This is a genomic window from Curtobacterium sp. PhB115, assembly GCF_003752025.1.
In the GTDB taxonomy this organism is placed as follows: domain Bacteria; phylum Actinomycetota; class Actinomycetes; order Actinomycetales; family Microbacteriaceae; genus Curtobacterium.
The window spans coordinates 105,520-124,810 of record NZ_RJKR01000008.1 but is presented as its reverse complement, the minus strand read 5'-3'; the positions used below and the strand labels follow the sequence as shown (position 1 = coordinate 124,810).

14 protein-coding genes are annotated in these 19,291 nt (G+C 70.2%); 11 read left to right on the top strand and 3 right to left on the bottom strand.

Annotated features, from left to right (window positions below; all coding sequences use genetic code 11):
- Positions 1-106: 106 nt before the first annotated feature.
- From EDF19_RS12080 to EDF19_RS12065, 4 genes are read left to right on the top strand one after another with little or no spacing between them, the layout of a single operon-like run.
- Entirely contained in the window at positions 107-1,474 is a 1,368-nt protein-coding gene (locus tag EDF19_RS12080; protein WP_221180659.1) for an extracellular solute-binding protein, read from the top strand.
- Entirely contained in the window at positions 1,471-2,448 is a 978-nt protein-coding gene (locus EDF19_RS12075; protein ID WP_208320968.1) for a carbohydrate ABC transporter permease, read from the top strand. Before EDF19_RS12080 ends, EDF19_RS12075 begins: the two co-directional genes overlap by 4 nt.
- Positions 2,445-3,389, top strand: coding sequence for a carbohydrate ABC transporter permease (locus EDF19_RS12070; protein WP_123681131.1), 945 nt, complete (start codon positions 2,445-2,447; stop codon positions 3,387-3,389). The genes EDF19_RS12075 and EDF19_RS12070 overlap by 4 nt, the downstream gene beginning before the upstream one ends.
- A 13-nt stretch (positions 3,390-3,402) precedes the next feature.
- Positions 3,403-6,072, top strand: coding sequence for an alpha-L-rhamnosidase (locus EDF19_RS12065; RefSeq protein WP_123681130.1), 2,670 nt, complete (start codon positions 3,403-3,405; stop codon positions 6,070-6,072).
- A gap of 118 nt (positions 6,073-6,190) precedes the next feature.
- On the opposite strand, the gene EDF19_RS12060 is transcribed toward EDF19_RS12065, so the two are convergent.
- The 3 genes from EDF19_RS12060 to EDF19_RS12050 form a co-directional block, all read right to left on the bottom strand.
- Positions 6,191-6,622, bottom strand: coding sequence for a DNA methylase (locus EDF19_RS12060; protein WP_123681129.1), 432 nt, complete (start codon positions 6,620-6,622; stop codon positions 6,191-6,193).
- Positions 6,623-6,773: 151 nt separating this feature from the next.
- Positions 6,774-7,115, bottom strand: a complete 342-nt coding sequence (locus EDF19_RS12055) for an L-rhamnose mutarotase (protein ID WP_123681128.1) — start codon at positions 7,113-7,115, stop codon at positions 6,774-6,776.
- Positions 7,112-8,473 (bottom strand): MFS transporter, encoded by a 1,362-nt coding sequence (locus EDF19_RS12050; RefSeq protein WP_221180658.1) that lies wholly within the window; start codon positions 8,471-8,473, stop codon positions 7,112-7,114. Before EDF19_RS12050 ends, EDF19_RS12055 begins: the two co-directional genes overlap by 4 nt.
- Before the next feature lie 606 nt (positions 8,474-9,079).
- Between EDF19_RS12050 and EDF19_RS12040 the strand changes: the two genes are divergently transcribed.
- The 7 genes from EDF19_RS12040 (at position 9,080) to rhaI (ending at position 19,269) form a co-directional block, all read left to right on the top strand.
- Complete coding sequence (locus EDF19_RS12040) at positions 9,080-10,090, top strand: LacI family DNA-binding transcriptional regulator (RefSeq protein ID WP_123681127.1); 1,011 nt, start codon at positions 9,080-9,082, stop codon at positions 10,088-10,090.
- 271 nt (positions 10,091-10,361) lie between these two features.
- Positions 10,362-11,447 (top strand): LacI family DNA-binding transcriptional regulator, encoded by a 1,086-nt coding sequence (locus tag EDF19_RS12035; protein WP_123681126.1) that lies wholly within the window; start codon positions 10,362-10,364, stop codon positions 11,445-11,447.
- 610 nt (positions 11,448-12,057) lie between these two features.
- Positions 12,058-13,422: an ABC transporter substrate-binding protein gene (locus EDF19_RS12030; protein ID WP_123681125.1), complete on the top strand. Its 1,365-nt coding sequence runs from the start codon at positions 12,058-12,060 to the stop codon at positions 13,420-13,422.
- A gap of 4 nt (positions 13,423-13,426) precedes the next feature.
- A complete protein-coding gene (locus tag EDF19_RS12025) occupies positions 13,427-14,362 on the top strand; it encodes a carbohydrate ABC transporter permease (protein ID WP_123681124.1) in 936 nt (311 codons plus the stop codon).
- Positions 14,363-14,448: 86 nt separating this feature from the next.
- Positions 14,449-15,255: a carbohydrate ABC transporter permease gene (locus EDF19_RS12020; protein WP_260217161.1), complete on the top strand. Its 807-nt coding sequence runs from the start codon at positions 14,449-14,451 to the stop codon at positions 15,253-15,255.
- Between the two features lie 120 nt (positions 15,256-15,375).
- A complete protein-coding gene (locus tag EDF19_RS12015) occupies positions 15,376-17,691 on the top strand; it encodes a family 78 glycoside hydrolase catalytic domain (RefSeq protein WP_123681123.1) in 2,316 nt (771 codons plus the stop codon).
- 408 nt (positions 17,692-18,099) lie between these two features.
- Positions 18,100-19,269: an L-rhamnose isomerase gene (gene rhaI / locus EDF19_RS12010; protein ID WP_123681122.1), complete on the top strand. Its 1,170-nt coding sequence runs from the start codon at positions 18,100-18,102 to the stop codon at positions 19,267-19,269.
- Positions 19,270-19,291 lie beyond the last annotated feature (22 nt).

Sequence of the window (19,291 nt, the reverse complement as noted above, 5' to 3'; positions counted from 1 at the left end):
CGATTCACCTGCACCGGACGGTGTGCCGATTGTCAACGAAGATGACCGGAGGGACTCGATGTCGAGCCGACCACCACACCCACCCACCAGGCCCGCGCCGCGCGACGTGTCGCGTCGGGCGTTCCTCGCAGCGATCGCCGCCGGCACAGCGACGATCGGGCTCGCGGGATGCACCGTGATCAGCGGCGGCGCGGTCGCCGCCGACCAGCAGGGCATCCGACTCAGCAAGGACCCGGCACCGGGCCGCGACCACGTCATCGAGCTCTACAACATCTGGGGCGGCACCCTCGGCAACGCCTGGGTGCTGCTCGGGGAGCTCTACGAGAAGTCGCAGTCGCACACCGGCGTCCGGGTCACGTACGCGCCGCTGTCCGGCAACACCCAGATCCGTCTGCAGACCGCCATCGCCGCGGGCACCCCGCCCGACCTGGCCTTCTGCACGCCCGAGGAGTACCCGCAGTTCGCCGGGTACGGCGTCGTCACGAAGCTCGACGGCTACATGGCGAAGGCCGGTCTGGGCGAAGCCGACTACGCCCCAGCGGTGTGGAAGCAGATGACCGCGACCGATGGCATCTACGCGCATCCCATCCTGGTCGACGTCAACTTCCCGCTGTTCTGGAACAAGAAGGTCTTCGCCGCCGCCGGCCTCGACCCCGAGACACCGCCGAAGACCATCGACGAGCTCGACCGGTTCTCGGACAAGATCCTGCAGAAGGACGGCCGACGGATCACCCGCATCGGCACGATCCCGTGGGACTACTACGGCTTCAGCAACTCGATGTTCACGCTGGGCTTCGCCTTCGGCGGCAAGTTCATGAGCGAGGACAACCAGGTCGCGACCCCGGACGACGACAACATCGTGCAGGGGCTGCAGTGGATGTGCGACTACGCGAAGAAGGTCGGCGGGGCCAGCCAGCTCGCCGTCACCGCCCCGTCGCAGACCCTGCCGTCCATCGCGAGCGGCAACGTCGGCATGGCACCCATGACCACGACCGACAGCGCGAACGTCTACAAGCAGGGCGACGCGTCCAAGGTCGAACTCGGCGCCGCACTCTTCCCCTACGCCGAGGGCCTCGGTACCCCCGGCAGCGCCACCTGGCTCGGCGGCTACGACCTCTTCATCCCCAAGGAGTCGAAGGAGCACGACGCCGCGTGGGACTTCCTGCAGTTCGCGACCACGTCCGACGAGGGCACCCAGGCGAACTTCACGAACGGCACCCTGCTGCCCGGCTACACGAAGTCGCCGGTCCTGCAGGAGTTCCGCGAGGACCCGACCGTCGCGATCTACCGCGAGGGCCTGCTGTCCGCACGGAACATCCGCCCGACGATCCCGGTCGCCAGCACCTACGCCACGGCACTCGACGTCGCCGTCAGCAGTGCCATCTACGGCAAGACGACCCCCGAGCGCGCCATGAAGAGCGTCGCCGCGCAGGTCAACTCCGCCCTCGACGAGTTCCGGAAGGAGCACCCGTGACCGTCACACGGAGCATCACGACCAGCGGACCGCGCTCGCGCGACAAGGGATCCAGCTGGCTCACCCACTGGATCCCCCGCACGCGCGCGCAGCGGCAGACGTTCCTGTGGGGGCTGTTCTTCACCGCACCGGCGATCATCGGTCTCGTCGCCTTCACCGGCGGGCCGATCATCACCAGTGCCGTGAACAGCTTCACGAACGCCAACCTGCTCGGCGGCAGTCGCGACTGGATCGGCTGGGACAACTACCGGACGCTCTTCGCGGACGGCCAGTGGTGGCTGTCGCTCGGCAACACGCTCTTCATCACGGTGATCTCCGTCCCGCTCGGCATCGCCGTCGCGCTCGGCCTGGCACTGCTGCTGAACTGGCGGGTGCGGGGCCTCGGCTTCTACCGCGTGGTCTTCTTCGTCCCGTCCATCGTGCCGATCGTCGCGAGTGCGGTGATCTGGGCCTACGTCCTCAACCCGCAGTACGGCGTCATCAACAACGTGCTCGGCCTGTTCGGCATCCAAGGCCCCGGTTGGCTCTCCGACCCGGACTGGTCCAAGCCCGCGCTGATCCTGTTCGGGCTGTGGGGTGTCGGCAACCTCATGGTGATCCTGCTCGCCGGCCTGCAGGGCGTGCCGCAGGACCTCCTCGAACAGGCGTCCCTCGACGGCGCCGGCACCTGGCAGCAGTTCCGCAACGTGACCCTGCCGTTCATCAGCCCGCAGCTGCTGTTCGCCACGATCACGGGCCTGATCGCCGGGTTCCAGTACTTCACGCAGGCGTTCGTGATGACGGGCGGGTACGGCGACCCAGCAGGATCCACCCTGGTGTCCGGCGTCTACCTGTACCAGTCCGCGTTCTACCACTACCAACTCGGGTACTCGAGCGCGGTCGGATGGGTGCTCTTCGTGATCATCGCCGCCGTCTCGATCCTGGCGTACCGGATCATCGGCCGGCGCGTCTACTACGGAGGTGAGGCACGATGACCGCCATCGACAGTCCGACCGGCGCGGCCGCTGCCGCCCTCGAGCCGGGACAGCCCGGCCGCCCCGGCACCGCCGAACCCAGCCGCGCGGTCCCGAAGCACCGCAAGCGCACCTGGCCGCAGGTCGCCGAGTCGATCGCGAAGCACTCCGTCCTGATCGTGCTGAGCGTCGTGTTCCTGATGCCCCTGTTCTGGATGGTGACCGGTGCGTTCAAGACCCAGGCGGACATCGGGGCGTTCCCCGTGAAGTGGTTCCCGGACACCATCACGACGGGCAACTTCTCGTACGGCCTCGCCACGTTCCCGCTGCTGCAGTACTTCTGGAACACGCTCGTGATCTGCGTGCCCTCGATGATCGGCGCGGCACTGTCGAGCGCGATGGTCGGCTACGGCGTCTCGAAGATCCGGTGGCCGTGGCGGAACGGGATCTTCACGATCCTGATCGCGACGATGATGGTGCCGTTCTACGTCACGATGGTGCCGCTGTTCGTGGCCTACCGCGACATCGGCTGGACGGGCACGTACCTGCCGCTCATCGTGCCGACGTTCTTCGGCATCCCGTTCTTCATCTTCCTGATGCGCCAGTTCTTCCTCGGCATCCCCGAAGCGCTGTCGGACGCCGCACGCATCGACGGCGCCGGCGAGCTGCGCGTGTTCTTCCAGGTGATCCTGCCGCTCTGCAAGCCCGCGCTGGCGGCCGTGATGCTCTTCCAGTTCCTGGCGTCCTGGAGCGACCTGCTCGGCCCGCTCCTGTACCTGACGAAGTCGAGCCAGTACACCCTGTCGCTCGGCCTGACGTTCTTCCAGGGCGCACAGGGCGACACCGCGGTCGGCCCCCTGATGGCCGTCTCGACCATCATCCTCATCCCCATCGTGGTCCTGTTCTTCTTCGCCCAGAAGACCTTCATCCAGGGAATCACGATGTCCGGCATCAAGGACTGACGAAAGGCACCGCATGACCGACACGACGACATCCACCGCCCGCCGTGTGGCCGGCTCCCACCCGGCCGGGAGGCCCGACACCGGCCCGCAGGACACGGTCGCCCCGTCGGGGCTCCGCGTCGAACACCTCCGCGAACCCCTCGGGATCGGCTCACCGACACCGCGCCTGTCGTGGCTCGTGCCCGACGCCCCCGCGGGCTGGTCCCCGACCGGAGCCGACATCGAACTCGTCTCGCGGTCGGCGGGCGACGACGCCGGCTCCACCGCCCGGGTCGACGGCTCCGGCGTCCTCGTCGCGTGGCCGTTCGCAGCGCTGGCGTCCCGCGAGCGCGCGGTCTGGCGCGTCCGTGTGGTGGGCGACGACGGAACCGGAGCCGAGCACGCGACCGACTGGAGCGAGCCCCTGGAGGTCGAGGCGGGCCTCCTGGCCGACAGCGACTGGACCGCCTCGTTCGTCGCCGCGCCCTGGCGGGAGAACACCCGTGTCGACCAGGCACCGCCGGTGCTCCGGCGACAGGTCCCGCTGCGCGGGCCGGTCCGCCGGGCGCGACTCGCGGTCGCGAGCCTCGGCCTGCACGAGGTGACCATCGACGGGGTGCGCGTCGGCGACGCCGAGCTCGCGCCGGGGTGGACGTCGTACGGACACCGCGTGCGGTACCTCGTGCACGACGTCACCGGACACCTGTCGCAGGGCGGCGACGTCGTCCTCGGCGCGCGCCTGGCGGACGGCTGGTACCGCGGCCGGATCACCTGGGACGACCGCATGCGGAACGTCTACGGCGACCGCCTCGCACTCATCGCCCAACTCGAGGTGGAGTACGAGGACGGCACCGCCGAGACCTTCGGCACCGATGACTCCTGGCGCGCCGCACGCGCCGGGATCCTGCTCTCCGGCCTCTACGACGGAGAGAAGTGGGATGGCAGGGTCGAACCCGACGGTTGGCAGGCCGTCGGGTTCGACGACTCCGACTGGGACCCGGTCGACGTCCTGGACCGCCCGTCCGCCTCGCTCGTCGCCGCCGACGGCCCGGTCGTCCGGGTGACCGACGAGATCGAACCGACGTGGTCACGGCGCTGGGACGCCGGCGCGATCCAGCTCGACTTCGGGCAGAACCTGCCGGGCCGCCTGCGGATCCGGAACCACCCGGTCGGACCGTTCGGCGTCACGATCCGGCACGCCGAGGTCATGCAGGACGACGAGCTCGCCACCAGGCCACTGCGCACCGCGAAGGCCACCGACGTCTTCTACTCCGGGCCGTCCGACGACGGCACCGGCACGTGGCACCCGCGGTTCACGGTGCACGGGTTCCGCTACGCCGAGGTCGAGGGATGGCCGACCGCGACGCTCGAGCCCGGGGACATCGTCGCCGAGGTCCTGCACTCGGACTTGCGCCGCACCGGGTGGTTCCACTGCTCGGACCCGCGACTCGAACGGTTCCACGAGAACGTCGTCTGGTCGATGCGCGGCAACTTCGTCGACATCCCGACCGACTGCCCGCAGCGCGACGAACGGCTCGGGTGGTCCGGCGACCTGCAGGTGTTCACGCCCACCGCGGCGTTCCTGTACGACTGCGCCGGCGTCCTGCGGTCGTGGCTGAGGGACCTCGCGCTCGAGCAGCGACCGGACGGCGGCGTGCCGCACTACGTGCCGACGCTGCCCGGCGCCGACCCCGAGGGCAACCACGCCGCCGTGTGGGGCGACGTGGCGGTGCTCACACCGTGGGAGCTGTACCGGGCCTACGGTGACGTCGGGCTGCTCGAGGACCAGTGGGCCTCGGCGAAGGCCTGGGTCGACGGGGTGCACGCGACCTCGGACGAGTCGTTGGTGCGCGTCGACGGCTTCGAGTTCGGCGACTGGCTCGACCCGCTCGCTCCGCCGGAGGACGCCGCCGCCGCGAAGGCCGACAAGTACTGCCTGGCGACGGCGTACTCCTACCGATCGACGTCGGTACTGGCGGCGTGGGCGGCGGTGCTCGGGGACCAGTCCTCGTCCGACCACTACGCGGCGCTCGCCTCACGGATCCGGGACGCATGGCGCGAACGGTTCCTGTCCGACGCCGGCGAGGTGCTCGACGACTCGCAGGCGTCGTCGGCGCTCGCGATCGTGTTCGGGCTCGTCGATGCCTCAGGACCGGTCGGCGAACGGCTCGCCGCCCTGGTGCGGTCGAACGGGCACCGGATCGGTACCGGGTTCGCCGGTACACCCGTGGTCTGCGACGCACTGCTGCAGGCCGGACACCTCGACGACGCCTACGCGATGCTGCTGCAGGACGAGTGCCCGTCGTGGCTGTACCCGGTGGCGCAGGGCGCGACGACGATCTGGGAACGGTGGGACTCGCTGCTGCCGGACGGCCGCGTGAACTCCGGCGGGATGACGTCGTTCAACCACTACGCCCTCGGGTCGGTCGCGGACTTCATGCACCGGGTGGTCGCCGGCATCGCACTCGCGTCGCCCGGCTACGGGGACATCATGTTCGCCCCGCGTCCCGGTGGTGGCCTGACCTCGGCCGGAGCGGCGCTCGACACCCCGCACGGGCGGGCGTCGATCGACTGGGAGGTCGTCGACGGCACGCTGTCGGTCACGGTCACCGTGCCGGTCGGCGCGACCGCGGTGCTCGACCTGCCGGGAGCCCCGGCGGCGCCACTGACCCACGGCACGTGGCAGGCGTCGGTTCCCGTGTAGGCGAGGCGGGCGCTTCGCGGGCGCTTCGTGAGCAGAAATGGTCGGGTCGGGTCACCCCACTCGACCATTCCTGCTCACGAAGTGACTCGTGGCTCGCGGACTCGCGGACTCGCAGCGCTCAGTCCGGCAGGACCTCGTCCGGGATGTCCCGCAGGAAGATCTCGATGGTCTTCGGCCCGATCCCCTTCAGCTGCCCGAGCCGCTCACGCAGTTCCTTCCGCGACGCCGCGGTCTTCACCAGGTGCGACACGGAGCCCTCGTCGGCGTCGAGCGTGCGCATCGTCTCGTGCAGGGCGTCGGTCATCTGGTAGTCGAACCGGCCGTACCCGCCCTCGTCGAGCACCCCGCGCAGCTGCTCACGCCCGGCCCCTGCGAACTTGCCGGGGCTCGTGAAGCCGTGCTCGATGAGCGCGTGGTACGTCTCGGCCGCCCGCTCCTGCCGGATCGGCCGCCCGAACAGCATGCTGGCGAGGAACCAGCGGTAGAGCTGCTGGGGCTTGCCGTCGGACAGGTCGATCCCGAGGTCGGAGGCATGGGTCACGTCAGCCATACCGCGGACGGTACCCGGGGCGCTGCGCTTCGTGAGCAGGAATGGTCGGGTGCCTGATCCGCACCCGACCATTCCTGCTCACGAAGTGGCTCGCGGCGCGTGCGGGGCGGCCCGGGCGGCGCGGCCCGGGCCGCCCGGCCCCCGCGGCGCGCTACTCGCCGGCGGCGGCCAGCTGCTCCTCGAGGTTGAACACCTCGGGCAGCACCCGCGCCGTCCGGTCCGCCCGCCCCGAGGCGCCCGCGAAGAGCTCCTGCATGTGCGCTTCCCACGCACCAGCGACCTCACTGGCCGCGAGTGCCGCATCGGCGTCGGCGACCGAGTCGGTCTCGTAGTAGCCGATGAGCAGCCCGTCGTCGTCGAGGAACAGCGAGTAGTTCCGACGCCCTGCCCCGGCGATGGCCCGGAGCATCGCCGGCCACACCGCCGCGTGCCGCTCCCGGTAGGCGTCGAGCAGCTCGGGCTGCACCTGGAGGCGGAAGCAGACCCGGGTCACCGGTCGGCCTCGGCTTCGGCCCGACGGCGCTGCTCGGCTTCGTGGACGGCGTGCTCATCGGCGGTACGGACGGTTCCGGTGACGGTCGTGACGGTGCCGTAGCGCTCGGCCTCGATCGCCTCGAGGGTCATCCCCTGCGTGCGCGGTGCCCAGATGGTGCCGATGAGGAACGACAGCGCGAGCAGCCCGATGATGAGTCCGCCGAGGCCGCGCAGCCCGATGTCCGACAGCAGGAGCGGGAACCAGATGCTGAGCAGGCCGACCATGACGCGGGCAGCGAGGAACAGCACACCCTGGGCACTCGCGCGGTACCGGGTCGCGAAGAGTTCGCTCGTCCACAGGCCGTAGAACGCCTGCGCGCCGATGCCCGACGAGATACCCCATGCGATCGCGAAGAAGAGCAGCGTGCCGAGGTTCGCCGGCGCGTAGATGAGGACGGCCCAGGCGATGATCGCGAGCACGGCCCCGAGGGCGAACAGCAGGCGACGGCTCACCCGGTCGCCGTACCGCATGAAGCCGAAGTAGGTCGCGGCCACGGTGCAGCCCCACACCAGGATCTGCAGTCCGTACTGCTCCGGCACGCTCGTGACACCGGTGGCCGAGTAGACGCGCGGCTGGAAGATGCCGGCCTGCCCGGCGACGGTGTTCCAGAGGGCGTACACGCCGAACAGGAAGAGCATCGCGGTGAGGTTCTTGCGGCGGCTGAACAGCTGCGTGATCCCGTGGAAGAAGTTCGCGGTGCCGGTCGCGGCGCGCTCGTCCTTCCAGATCGTTGACTCGGGCAGGCCGCGGCGGAGCCACCACACGACCGCGGCGACGACGAACAGGTGCGCGAAGATCAGGCGGCTGCCGAGCAGGCCGAGGGGTGCTGCGGCGATGGCGAGTGCGAACCCGACCATCGGGCCGATCGACCAGGCGAGCTGCGCGGTGCCGACGTGGGCCGCACGCTTGTCGGCGGGGGCCTGCTCGGCGATGTAGGTCCAGCTCGCCGGGACACCGGCGCCGACCGCGATGCCGGTCAGGATGAAGCCGACCAGGAGCATGCCGTAGCTGCCGGCGAACACCGCGAGCAGGATCCCGAGCATGTAGAGCAGCAGGTCGTACGTGTAGATGAACTTCCGGCCGTAGCGGTCGCAGAGGGGGCCGCCGATGATGGCTCCGGCCGCGGCGCCGAACGCGTTCGCGGACAGGCTCGCGAGGAGTCCGACCTCGAGGTCGCCGACGTGGAACTGCGCCTGCCAGAGGCTGAGGCTCGTGGCGATCGCGATGATCGACCCCGACTCGATGTAGTTCGACATGGCCACCGAGATGGTGGCCTTCCAACCCGTGGTGTTCCGGGCTCCGATGCGGACCGCCATTGGTCCTCCGTTCGCGTGTTCGTCGGTGAATCGTTTCAACGGGTCAGCGAGGACGATAGCGCCGCCCACCACGAACTGGCAAGTCCTGCGTGTGCGCGCCCCGTGCTCCGCCCGCCCCGCGCTCCGCCCTGCGCCGCGCTCCGCTCCGCCTCGCGCTCCGCTCCGCCTCGCGCTCCGCCTCGCGCTCCGCAGCGCGCTCCGCAGCGTGCGAGGTTCCGCGCGGTGTGGCACCCCGCGCGCCCTGCACCATGCGCGGAAGCTCGCACCGTGCGTCCGGCGCGACCACGCGCGCGCCCGCCCCGCACCGTGCGCGGAACCTCGCACGGTGCGACCCGCCCGCCCCAGTGTGCGAGGTTCCGCACTGCGTGCGACCCCAAGCACGCCGCACAGCGCGCGGAACCTCGCACCGTGCGTTCCGCGGCGAGACGGACCGCACCCTCCACGCGCCCAACGCACCATGCGCGGAAGCTCGCACCGTGCGGTGGTCAGGACCACCCACGAGCCTGGAGGCGCGGGTCCAGCCCGCACCGCGCCTCCAGTCCGGGTTTTCCACAGATCACGGCGCGCACCGCCCCGGAAGACCACCCGCGATGCCAGGATGACCACATGGCGGTCAGTGTGCGGGAGGTGGCAGCGCTCGCCGGCGTGTCCCTGGGCACGGTCTCGAACGTCCTGAACCGGCCGGACAAGGTCGCGCCGAGCACCGTCGAACGGGTGCAGTCCGCGATCGCGACGCTCGGCTTCGTGCGCAACGACTCCGCCCGGCAGCTCCGGGCCGGCCGCAGCTCCACCGTCGGGCTCATCGTGCTCGACGGTGGCAACCCCTTCTTCACCGACGTCGCTCGCGGTGCCGAGGACGCCGCGATGGACAAGGGCCTCGCGGTCCTGATCGGCAACTCGGACGAGTCCACCGACCGCGAACGCACCTACGTCGACCTGTTCGAGGAGCGCCGGGTCGCCGGACTCCTCATCTCCCCCGCCGGCGACGACCTGACCCGGCTCGCCCGCCTGCGCGACCAGGGAACAGCCGTCGTCCTGGTCGACCGGCGGGCCGACGACGAGCACTTCGCCTCCGTCTCGGTCGACGACGTCGCGGGTGGGCGCATCGCGGTCGAGCACCTCGCGGCCATCGGGCGGAAGCGCATCGCGTTCGTCGGCGGACCGTCGAGCATCCGCCAGGTGGCCGATCGGCATGCCGGAGCCCTCGCTGCCGCACGTGCCGCGGGGATCGGGCTCGAGGTCCTGTCCACCACCTCGCTCTCCGTGCTCGAGGGGCGGCGCATCGGCGAGGCGATCCAGGCGCGTCCGGTTGCCGATCGACCCGACGCCGTGTTCGCCGCGAACGACCTGCTCGCCGTCGGCCTCGAGCAGGCGTTCATCATGCGCGGCACCATCGCCGTCCCGGAGCAGATCGCGATCGTGGGGTACGACGACATCGCCTTCGCCGAGGCAGCGGTCGTCCCGCTCACCTCGGTGCGGCAGCCAGCGCAGGACCTCGGGCGCCGTGCCATCGACCTGCTCACCAAGCAGGTGGAGCTCGGGCAGGACATCGACCTCGAGCACGTCGAGTTCACGCCGGAGCTCGTGGTGCGCCAGTCCACCGTCGCCGAGGCGTAGCGCGCGGGGCGGGCGCGGGTGGTGGCGCGGGCGCGGGCGCGGGCTGCTCGCGGCCGCGGGCGCGGGCCGCGCGCGGGCGCGAGCTGCTCGCGGGCGCGGGTGGTGGCGCGGGGCGCGGCCGGCCGAGTTTCGGGCTGAGCGACATCTCACGGGCCAGCTCACGCGAAATCTGTCGGTCAGCGCGAAACTCGCCGCCGCCCGGCCCGGGCCCGCCGCCCGCCCGCCCGCCCGGCACGGCACGGCCCCGCCGCCCGCCGCCTACGATCGGAGCATGGTGCATGTCCCCCGGCGCGACGGACCGCCGAGCGTGCACCACGTCGCCGCTCGCGCGGGTGTGTCCCTCGCGACGGTGTCGAACGTCCTGAACCACCCCGAGCGCGTCGCCGACGCCACCGCCGCACGGGTGCACGACGCCATCGCCGAGCTCGGGTACACACCGAACCGGAATGCCCGGGCCCTCGTTTCCGGCAGCACGCGGGCGATCGGGCTCGTCGTCGCTTCACTGCGGAACTCCCTGTTCACCGACGTCGTCAGCGGCGCACACACCACGGCCCGCGAGCGCGGCAACACCCTGTTGGTGGCGAGCAGCGAGAACGACCTCGAGGCGCAGGGCGAACACCTGGCGTTCCTCGAGAGCACCCGGGTGTCCGGCATCCTGCTCGCCTCGATGACGGAGTCCCGCGAGCAGGTCGACGCCGCGAAGCAGCACGGACTCCCGGTCGTCTACGTGAACTACGAGCCCACCGAGGTCGACGCCTGCTCGGTCGTCGTCGACAACGAGCAGGCCGGGTACGTCGCCGCGCAGCACCTCATCACGCAAGGCTGCCGACGCATCGGGTTCGTCAGCGCCCGTCCCGATCTGCAGCCCGTCGGCCGACGTCGCGCCGGCCTCCTCCGGGCCGTCGCGGCCCATCCGGGAGTCGAGCTCATCGACATCGACGCCGGGGACATCGATCCGCCGGGAGGCACCGACGCCGGCGTCCGCATCGCCCGGATGCCCGAGCACGAGCGCCCGGACGGAGTCCTCGGCGTCACCGACCTGCTCGCGATGGCGGTCGTCTCGGAGCTCCGCGCCGCCGGGATCCGCGTCCCCGAGGACATCCCGGTCTCCGGCTGCGACCACAACTCGGTCGCGTGGGGCGGAGCGGTGCCGCTGACCTCGGTGACGATGCACGGGTCCGAGATGGGGGCAGCGGCCGTGGAACTCCTGCTCGAGGAACTCACCGACCCGATGCACGTCCACCGCACGGTCGTCCTCGGCAGTGAGTTGGTCCCCCGTGAGAGCACGCTCGGCCGTGCCGGTGCTGCCGCCGCGAGGGTCACCCCGCCGAGCGACCCTCGCCGCACGGAGGCCTGAGCGCGCCAGCGCCCACCGCACCGTGCGTCGTTCCGCGCACCGTGCGGCGCGCGCGGGGTCGCACCACGTACGGAACCTCGCACGCTGCCCGATACGCCGCCACGCACTCGTGAACGCGACCAACAGGCGGACGGGAGGCACGGCGCAGCGCCGCCACGCGCCTCCAGGCCCGCAGGCGGGCACGTCCACCGCACCTGCGAGGCTCCGCGCACCGTGCGACCCGCACGGGGTCGCACCATGTACGGAACCTCGCACACCGCCCCGATACGCGCCACGCGCTCGTGAACGCGACCAACAGGCGGACGGGAGGCACGGCGCAGCGCCGCCACGCGCCTCCAGGCCCGCAGACGGGCGCGCCCACCGCACCGTGCGAGGTTCCGCGCACCGTGCGACCCGCGCGGGGTCGCACCACGTACGGAACCTCGCACACTGCGGCAGCGCGCCGGGATCGCGTAACGAAATCGGCACAGCGATTGACACGCTTCAATCCACGTGGTTCCATCCTGATTGAAACGTTCTAAACAGCAGCAACCGGCACCCGCGACGACGCGGGAACCGGGTCCGTTTCACCCGGGGTACCCCCGCCCCGGGCCTTACGAGGAGGTAAGGAATGTCAGCTCGTTCCCTGACCACGAGGTCCCTGACCACGAGGTCGCTCACCACGCGCGCCGTCGTCAAACGTCTCGTCGCCATCGGCGGCGCGACGGTCCTGATCGGAGGACTCGCGGCGTGTTCGTCCGGCGGCTCCGCCGACGAAGGCGGCGGCAAGGTGGAGATCACCTACCAAGCCGACAACTCACCCGCGACCGCAGCCACCGCGAAGCCGCTCATCGCCGCGTTCGAGAAGGCCAACCCCGACATCACGGTCAAGTTCGACACCCGCCCGCAGGGCACCGACGGCGACAACCTGGTGAAGACCCAGCTGTCCACCGGCGAGATGGCCGACGTCTTCAACTACAACTCCGGCTCGCTGATGCAGGCCCTCAACCCGGACAACACCCTGGTGGACCTGTCCGACGAGAGCTGGACGAAGGACGTCGACGAGCAGTTCACGAAGGTCGTCAGCACCGACAAGGGTGTCTACGGCGCCCCGTTCGGCACGAGCTTCGGCGGCGGCGTCATGTACAACAAGAAGGTCTACGCCGACCTCGGGCTCAAGGTCCCCACCACGTGGGACGAGTTCATCAGCAACAGCGAGAAGATCAAGGACGCCGGCAAGGTCGCCCCGATCATCCAGACCTACGGCGACACCTGGACCAGCCAGCTCTTCGTGCTCGGCGACTTCGCCAACATCACGGCGCAGGACAAGGACTGGGCGGACAACTACACCGCCAACAAGGAGTCCTACGCGGACGAGCCCGCACTCGCCGGCTTCGACCACCTGGCCGAGGGCAAGGACAAGGACCTCTACAACGAGGACTTCGCGTCCGCCACGCAGGCGAACGGCCTGAAGATGCTCGCCGACGGCACCGGGGCGCAGTACCCGATGCTGACGAACGCGATCTCCACGCTGCAGCAGGACAGCCCCGACGCGGTCGACGACATCGGAGCGTTCGCGCTGCCGGCCCAGGACGCCGACGACACGAACCTGACCATCTGGGAGCCGAACGGTCTCTACATCCCGAAGACGACCGAGGGCGACCAGCTCGCCGCCGCGAAGAAGTTCATCGCCTTCGCGAACTCGACGGACGGCTGCAAGGTGCAGAACGACACCGGGACGCCCGGTGGCCCGTACGTCATCTCGACCTGCTCGCTGCCGGACGACGTCCCGCCGATGATCGACGACCTGCAGAAGTACCTCGACGACGGCAAGGCGAGCCCGGCGCTCGAGTTCCTGTCCCCGATCAAGGGTCCGAACCTCGAGAAGATCTGCGTGCAGGTCGGCTCGGGCATCACCAACGCGGCGAAGGGCGCTGACCAGTACGACGACGACGTCGTCCAGCAGGCGCAGCAGCTCGGCATCAAGGGCTGGTGAGCCGATGACCGCGACGCTCACGACGGCACTCGAGCCGGCGAAGACGCGAGCAGGATCCGGCGGCGCCGGACCGGCACGCAAGAGGATGCGCTCGTTCTACCCCGCGTGGTTCTTCATCCCCGCGATCGCACTGTACGTCGTGTTCTTCGCGGTCCCGACCTTCGCCGGGTTCTACTTCTCGCTCACCCGCTGGACCTTGTTCGACCAGACCTTCATCGGTTTCGACAACTTCGTCCGGTTCTTCCAGGACCCGCAGCTCGTCTCCGGGTTCGTGCACACATTCCAGTACGGCTTCGTGACGAGCGCGGCGAAGGTGGTCATCGGACTCGCCCTCGCCCTGCTCCTCACGTCGCCCGTCCTGGGCCGCGGCTACCTCCGGGCGGTCGTGTTCTTCCCGGTGCTCGTGTCGACCATCGGCATCGGCATCACGTTCAAGGCCCTGATGGACCCGTTCCACGGGATCATCAACGGGCTGCTCGGATCGGTCGGCCTGCCGACCCCTGGTTGGCTGACCGATCCGAACCTCGCCCTGTGGAGCGTCGCGGCCGTCGACGTGTGGAAGGGCGTCGGCATCGCCACGCTCATCTTCATCGCCGGCATCGTGGCGATCCCGCAGGAGTACTTCGAGGCGGCCCGGGTCGACGGCGCGAGCGCGTGGTCGATCTTCCGGAACATCACGCTGCCGCTGTCCCGCCCGGCCATGGGCACGGTCATCATCCTGTCGCTGATCGGCGGGTTGCGGTCCTTCGACCTGATCTGGGCGATGACCGGTGGTGGTCCAGGGTTCACCAGTGACGTCATCGCGAGTGTGATCTACAAGCAGTACCAAGCCGGGTTCTACGGCTTGTCGACCGCCGGCAACGTGGTGCTCTTCATCGTCGTGACGGCGATCATGGTGCCGATCTCGTGGCTCCTCAACCGCAAGGAGGCAGAGCTGTGACCGCCATCAGCAGCCCTCGCCGGACGACCGGTCGTGCGCCGGCACCGGCGAGCAGGAACCGCCACCCCGGGCGTGCTCGGAAGTGGATCATCGGGTCCATCGCGATCGTCGTCAGCTTCGTGGTCTTCCTGGTGCCGTTCGTCTTCGTCCTGCTCCAGGCGGCGAAGAACCCGGCCGAGGCGAACCAGCTCGGCTTCAGCCTGCCGACCGACTGGCAGCTGTGGCAGAACCTCCAGGCGGTGTTCCAGTCCGGTGACGGCGGGATCGTCCGGGCGTTCCTGAACAGTGCCGTGCTCACCGTGGGCAGCGTGATCGTGATGGTCGTGTTCTCCGCGATGGTCGGCTACGTGTTGCAGCGTCGTCCGAGCAAGTGGAACGGCGTGATCAACTTCTTCGTCCTGGCGGGCCTCATCGTGCCGCCGGCGATCGTGCCGACGATCTGGGTGCTCCAGGGCCTCAACCTGTTCAAGACCATGGGCGGGATGATCCTCATCGAGGCCACGTTCGGCTTGTCGTTCTGCATCCTGCTGTTCCGGGCGTTCGTCGCGACGATCCCCAAGGAGCTCGACGAGGCGGCGGTGCTCGACGGCGCCGGCCCGATCCGGCTGTTCTTCGGGGTGGTGTTGCCGCTGCTCAAGCCGGTGATCATCACCGTCGTGCTCGTGCAGTCGGTCACGGTGTTCAACGACTTCACGAACCCGCTGTACTTCCTGCCCGGGTCCGAGAACGCCACCGTGCAGCAGACCCTCTACGCGTTCCAGAGCCAGACGGTCAGCCAGCTGAACCTGCTGTTCACGGACGTGCTGCTCATCACGATCCCGCCGCTGATCCTCTACATCTTCTTCAACCGTCAGATCGTCGCCGGCATGACCAGCGGCGCCGTCAAGGGCTGACGCCCCACCCCGGCCTGGAGGCGCGACCCGCCTCCGCCACACCGCCCACCCGGACGGGACGGCGGCCACACGACCCCCGCACCGGTCGACGACGACCGGTCGCGTGAAAGGACCCACCACATGACCACCTGGACCGCACAGTTCATCGCGGCCGACACCGACCTCGACAGCGCACCGATCCTGCGCCGCGAGTTCACCATCGACGACGGCCACGGCGCCGTCACCGCAGCCACCCTCGACCTCAGCGCCCTCGGCGTCGTGGAGGGCTGGCTCGGCGGGCAGCGGGTCTCCGACCACCTGCTCGAACCGGGTTGGACCAGCTACGAGTGGCGCATCCGCGTCGTCTCGCACGACGTGACGTCGCACCTGGTCGGGACGGCCCCCGGCGAGGCTGCCGTCCTGGCGCTCGTCGTCGGCAACGGCTGGGCCGCCGGTCGCCTGGCGTGGGGCGGCGGGGGCGGCTGGTACACCGACGAGCGTGCGGGCTTCGCCGAGCTCCGCATCGTGTTCGAGGACGGCCACGAGCAGCGCGTCGTGACCGACACCGACTGGCAGGCCCTGTCGAGTGCGATCACCGCCGACCAGCTGTACGACGGCGAGGACATCGACGCCCGCCTGCGCGACGGCTCGTTCCTGACGCCCGGCGAGGTCACCACGCCGAGCGTCGACGGACACGAGGGCCGCACGAGCACCGTGCACACCGTCGACATCGGGGAGCGCGAACTCGTCGCCGACACCGTCCCGCCGGTCCGCCCCCTCGCCGAGATCGCCCCGGTCGAGGTCTGGACGAGCCCGTCCGGTGCGACCCTCATCGACTTCGGTGTGAACCTGGTCGGCTGGCTCCGGGTCACCGCGAGCGGCCCGGCCGGCACGGTCGTGACCCTGCAGCACGCCGAGGTGCTCGAGCACGACGAGCTCGGCACCCGTCCGTTGCGGACCGCGAAGGCGACGGACCGCTTCACCCTGAGCGGCGGCGAGGAGGACCGGTTCGAACCCCGGTTCACCTTCCACGGCTTCCGCTACGCCCAGGTCGACGGCTGGCCGGGCACCCTCGACGAACTCCGCACGGCGGTCACCGCGGTGCAGGTCGGCTCCGACCTCACCCGGACGGGCACGTTCGAGTCGAGCCACGAGCTGCTGAACACCTTCCACGACAACGTCATCCGGGGCATGCAGGGCAACTTCCTCAGCGTCCCGACCGACTGCCCGCAGCGCGACGAGCGCCTCGGGTGGACAGGCGACATCGCGGCGTTCGCCCCGACGGCCTCGTACCTGTTCGACACCAGGACGTTCCTGGCGGACTGGCTCCGCGACGTGTGGCTCGAGCAGCAGCACGCCGACGGCATCATCCCGTTCGTGGTGCCGGACGTGCTGAAGTACTCCCCCGCCGAGGACTTCGGCAAGCCCGACGCGACCGCCGTCTGGTCGGACGCCGGCGTCTGGGTGCCGTGGACCCTGTACCAGGCGTACGGCGACACCGCGGTCCTCGAGGAGCAGTTCGACTCGATGGCCGCGCACCTCCGGCGCATCCGCGACCACTTGTCCCCCGAGGACCTGTGGGACACCGTGTTCCAGTTCGGCGACTGGCTCGACCCGGACGCCCCGCCGGAGGCGCCGGCGGACGCGAAGGCCGACAAGGGCGTCGTCGCGACGATCTGCGCCTACCGGTCCGCGACGATCGTGGCGGACGCGGCGGAGCTCTTGGGCGGCCACGAGGCGGAAGCGACCGAGTTCCGGGAACTGGCGTCGCGCCTCCAGGCCGGGTTCCGTACCCACTACCTGCAGGACGACGGGCGCATCCTGTCGGACGCGACCACGGTGTACACGCTCGCGATCGTGTTCGGGATCCTGTCCGAACAGGAGCAGGCCGCGGCAGGCGACCGTCTCGCCGAGCTGGTCGAGGCGTCCGGGTACCGGATCTCGACGGGCTTCGCCGGGACGCCGTTCATCACGGACGCCTTGACGCAGACCGGCCACCTCGACGACGCCTACCAGCTGCTGCTGCAGACCGAGTGCCCGTCGTGGCTGTACCCGGTGACGATGGGTGCGACCACGGTCTGGGAGCGCTGGGACTCGATGCTGCCGGACGGCACGATCAACCCGGGTGAGATGACCTCGTTCAACCACTACGCGCTCGGTGCCGTGGCGGACTGGATGCACCGGGTCGTCGGTGGTCTGTCGGCGCTGTCGCCGGGGTACGAGTCCGTGCTCATCGCGCCGCAGCCGGGCGGGGGTCTGACGTGGGCGTCGACCTCGCTCGACACGGTCCACGGGCACGTCGCGGTGCGGTGGGAGCTCGTCGACGGTGAGTTGCGCGTCCGGGCGACCGTGCCCGAGGGCGTGACCGCGGTGGTGCGCCTGCCGGGTGCTGCGGAGCAGCGGCTCGGCGGCGGAACGCACGAGCTGCGCGCGCCGGCCGCGGTCCCCGCGGCGTAGCGCGGAGCGGAAGGTGGGCCGGTCACGGTGGGTGCGCGGGACGCCTGGCGGCGCTCGCCTGGCGTCGCTCGCCTGGCGTCGCGCCCCCGGCGTCGCGCCCCCGGCGTCGCGCCCCCGGGCAGTCTTCGCGCCCCGACTCTTCGGGGCGCGAAGACCGCAACGGGGCGCGCAGCCCGCCAGCGCGGCCCGCGCGCTCGCTGCGCCCGTCCCGCGCCCGTCCCGCGCCCGTCCCGCGCGCACATCGCGCCCGTCCCGTATCGCGCCCCCGTGCGTGCATCGCGCCCCGACTCTCGGGGGCGCGAAGACCGCAACGGGGTGCGCGACGCAGCACCACCCCACACGGTTGCGGTGGACCGCCGCGACCCGTACTGTATGAAACGATTCAATCGCACACGAGGAAGTGACACGATGACATCGACCAGCTTCAGCTCCATCGCGGAGCAACTGGCCCGGCAGCAGATCGAGCTGCCGTCCTGGGCCTTCGGCAACTCCGGCACCCGCTTCAAGGTGTTCAGCACGCCGGGCACCCCGCGCGACCCCTACGAGAAGATCGCCGACGCCGCCCAGGTGCACAAGTACACCGGACTGGCCCCGACCGTGGCACTCCACATCCCGTGGGACCTCGTCGACGACTTCGCCGACCTCAAGCGGCACGCGGAAGAGCACGGCGTCTCGCTCGGCACCGTCAACTCGAACACGTTCCAGGACGACGACTACAAGTTCGGCGCCCTCACCCACGTCGACGAGACGATCCGGCAGAAGGCGATCGACCACCACCTGCGCTGCATCGACGTGATGGACGCCACCGGCAGCCGCGACCTGAAGATCTGGCTCGCCGAGGGCTCGAACTACCCGGGGCAGGAGGACATGCGCTCCCGCCAGGACCGCCTGCACGAGTCCCTCAGCACGATCTACGACCGCCTCGGCGCCGACCAGCGCCTGGTGCTCGAGTACAAGTTCTTCGAGCCGTCGTTCTACCACACGGACGTCCCCGACTGGGGCACGAGCTACGTGCAGACGGCGGCCCTCGGCGACAAGGCGATGGTCTGCCTCGACACCGGCCACCACGCCCCCGGCACGAACATCGAGTTCATCGTGATGCAGCTGCTGCGCCTCGGGAAGCTCGGTTCCTTCGACTTCAACTCGCGGTTCTACGCCGACGACGACCTGATCGTGGGCGCAGCGGACCCGTTCCAGCTGTTCCGCATCCTGGTCGAGGTCATCCGCGGCGGCGGCTACGACAACCCTGATGTGGCGTTCATGCTCGACCAGTGCCACAACATCGAGGACAAGATCCCCGGCCAGATCCGGTCCGTGCTCAACGTGCAGGAGATGACGGCCCGGGCGCTGCTCCTCGACCGCGTCGCCCTGACCGCCGCGCAAGAGGCGCACGACGTCCTCGGCGCGAACGAGGTCTTCATGGACGCGTACCAGACCGACGTCCGCAAGGACCTCGCCGCGTGGCGCGAGTCCCGCGGCCTGCCGGCGAACCCGATGCGCGCGTACCTGGAGTCGGGGTACCAGCAGTCGATCGCCGAGGACCGCGTCGGCGGCGTCCAGGCCGGCTGGGGCGCGTAGACACATGACAACCACAGGACTG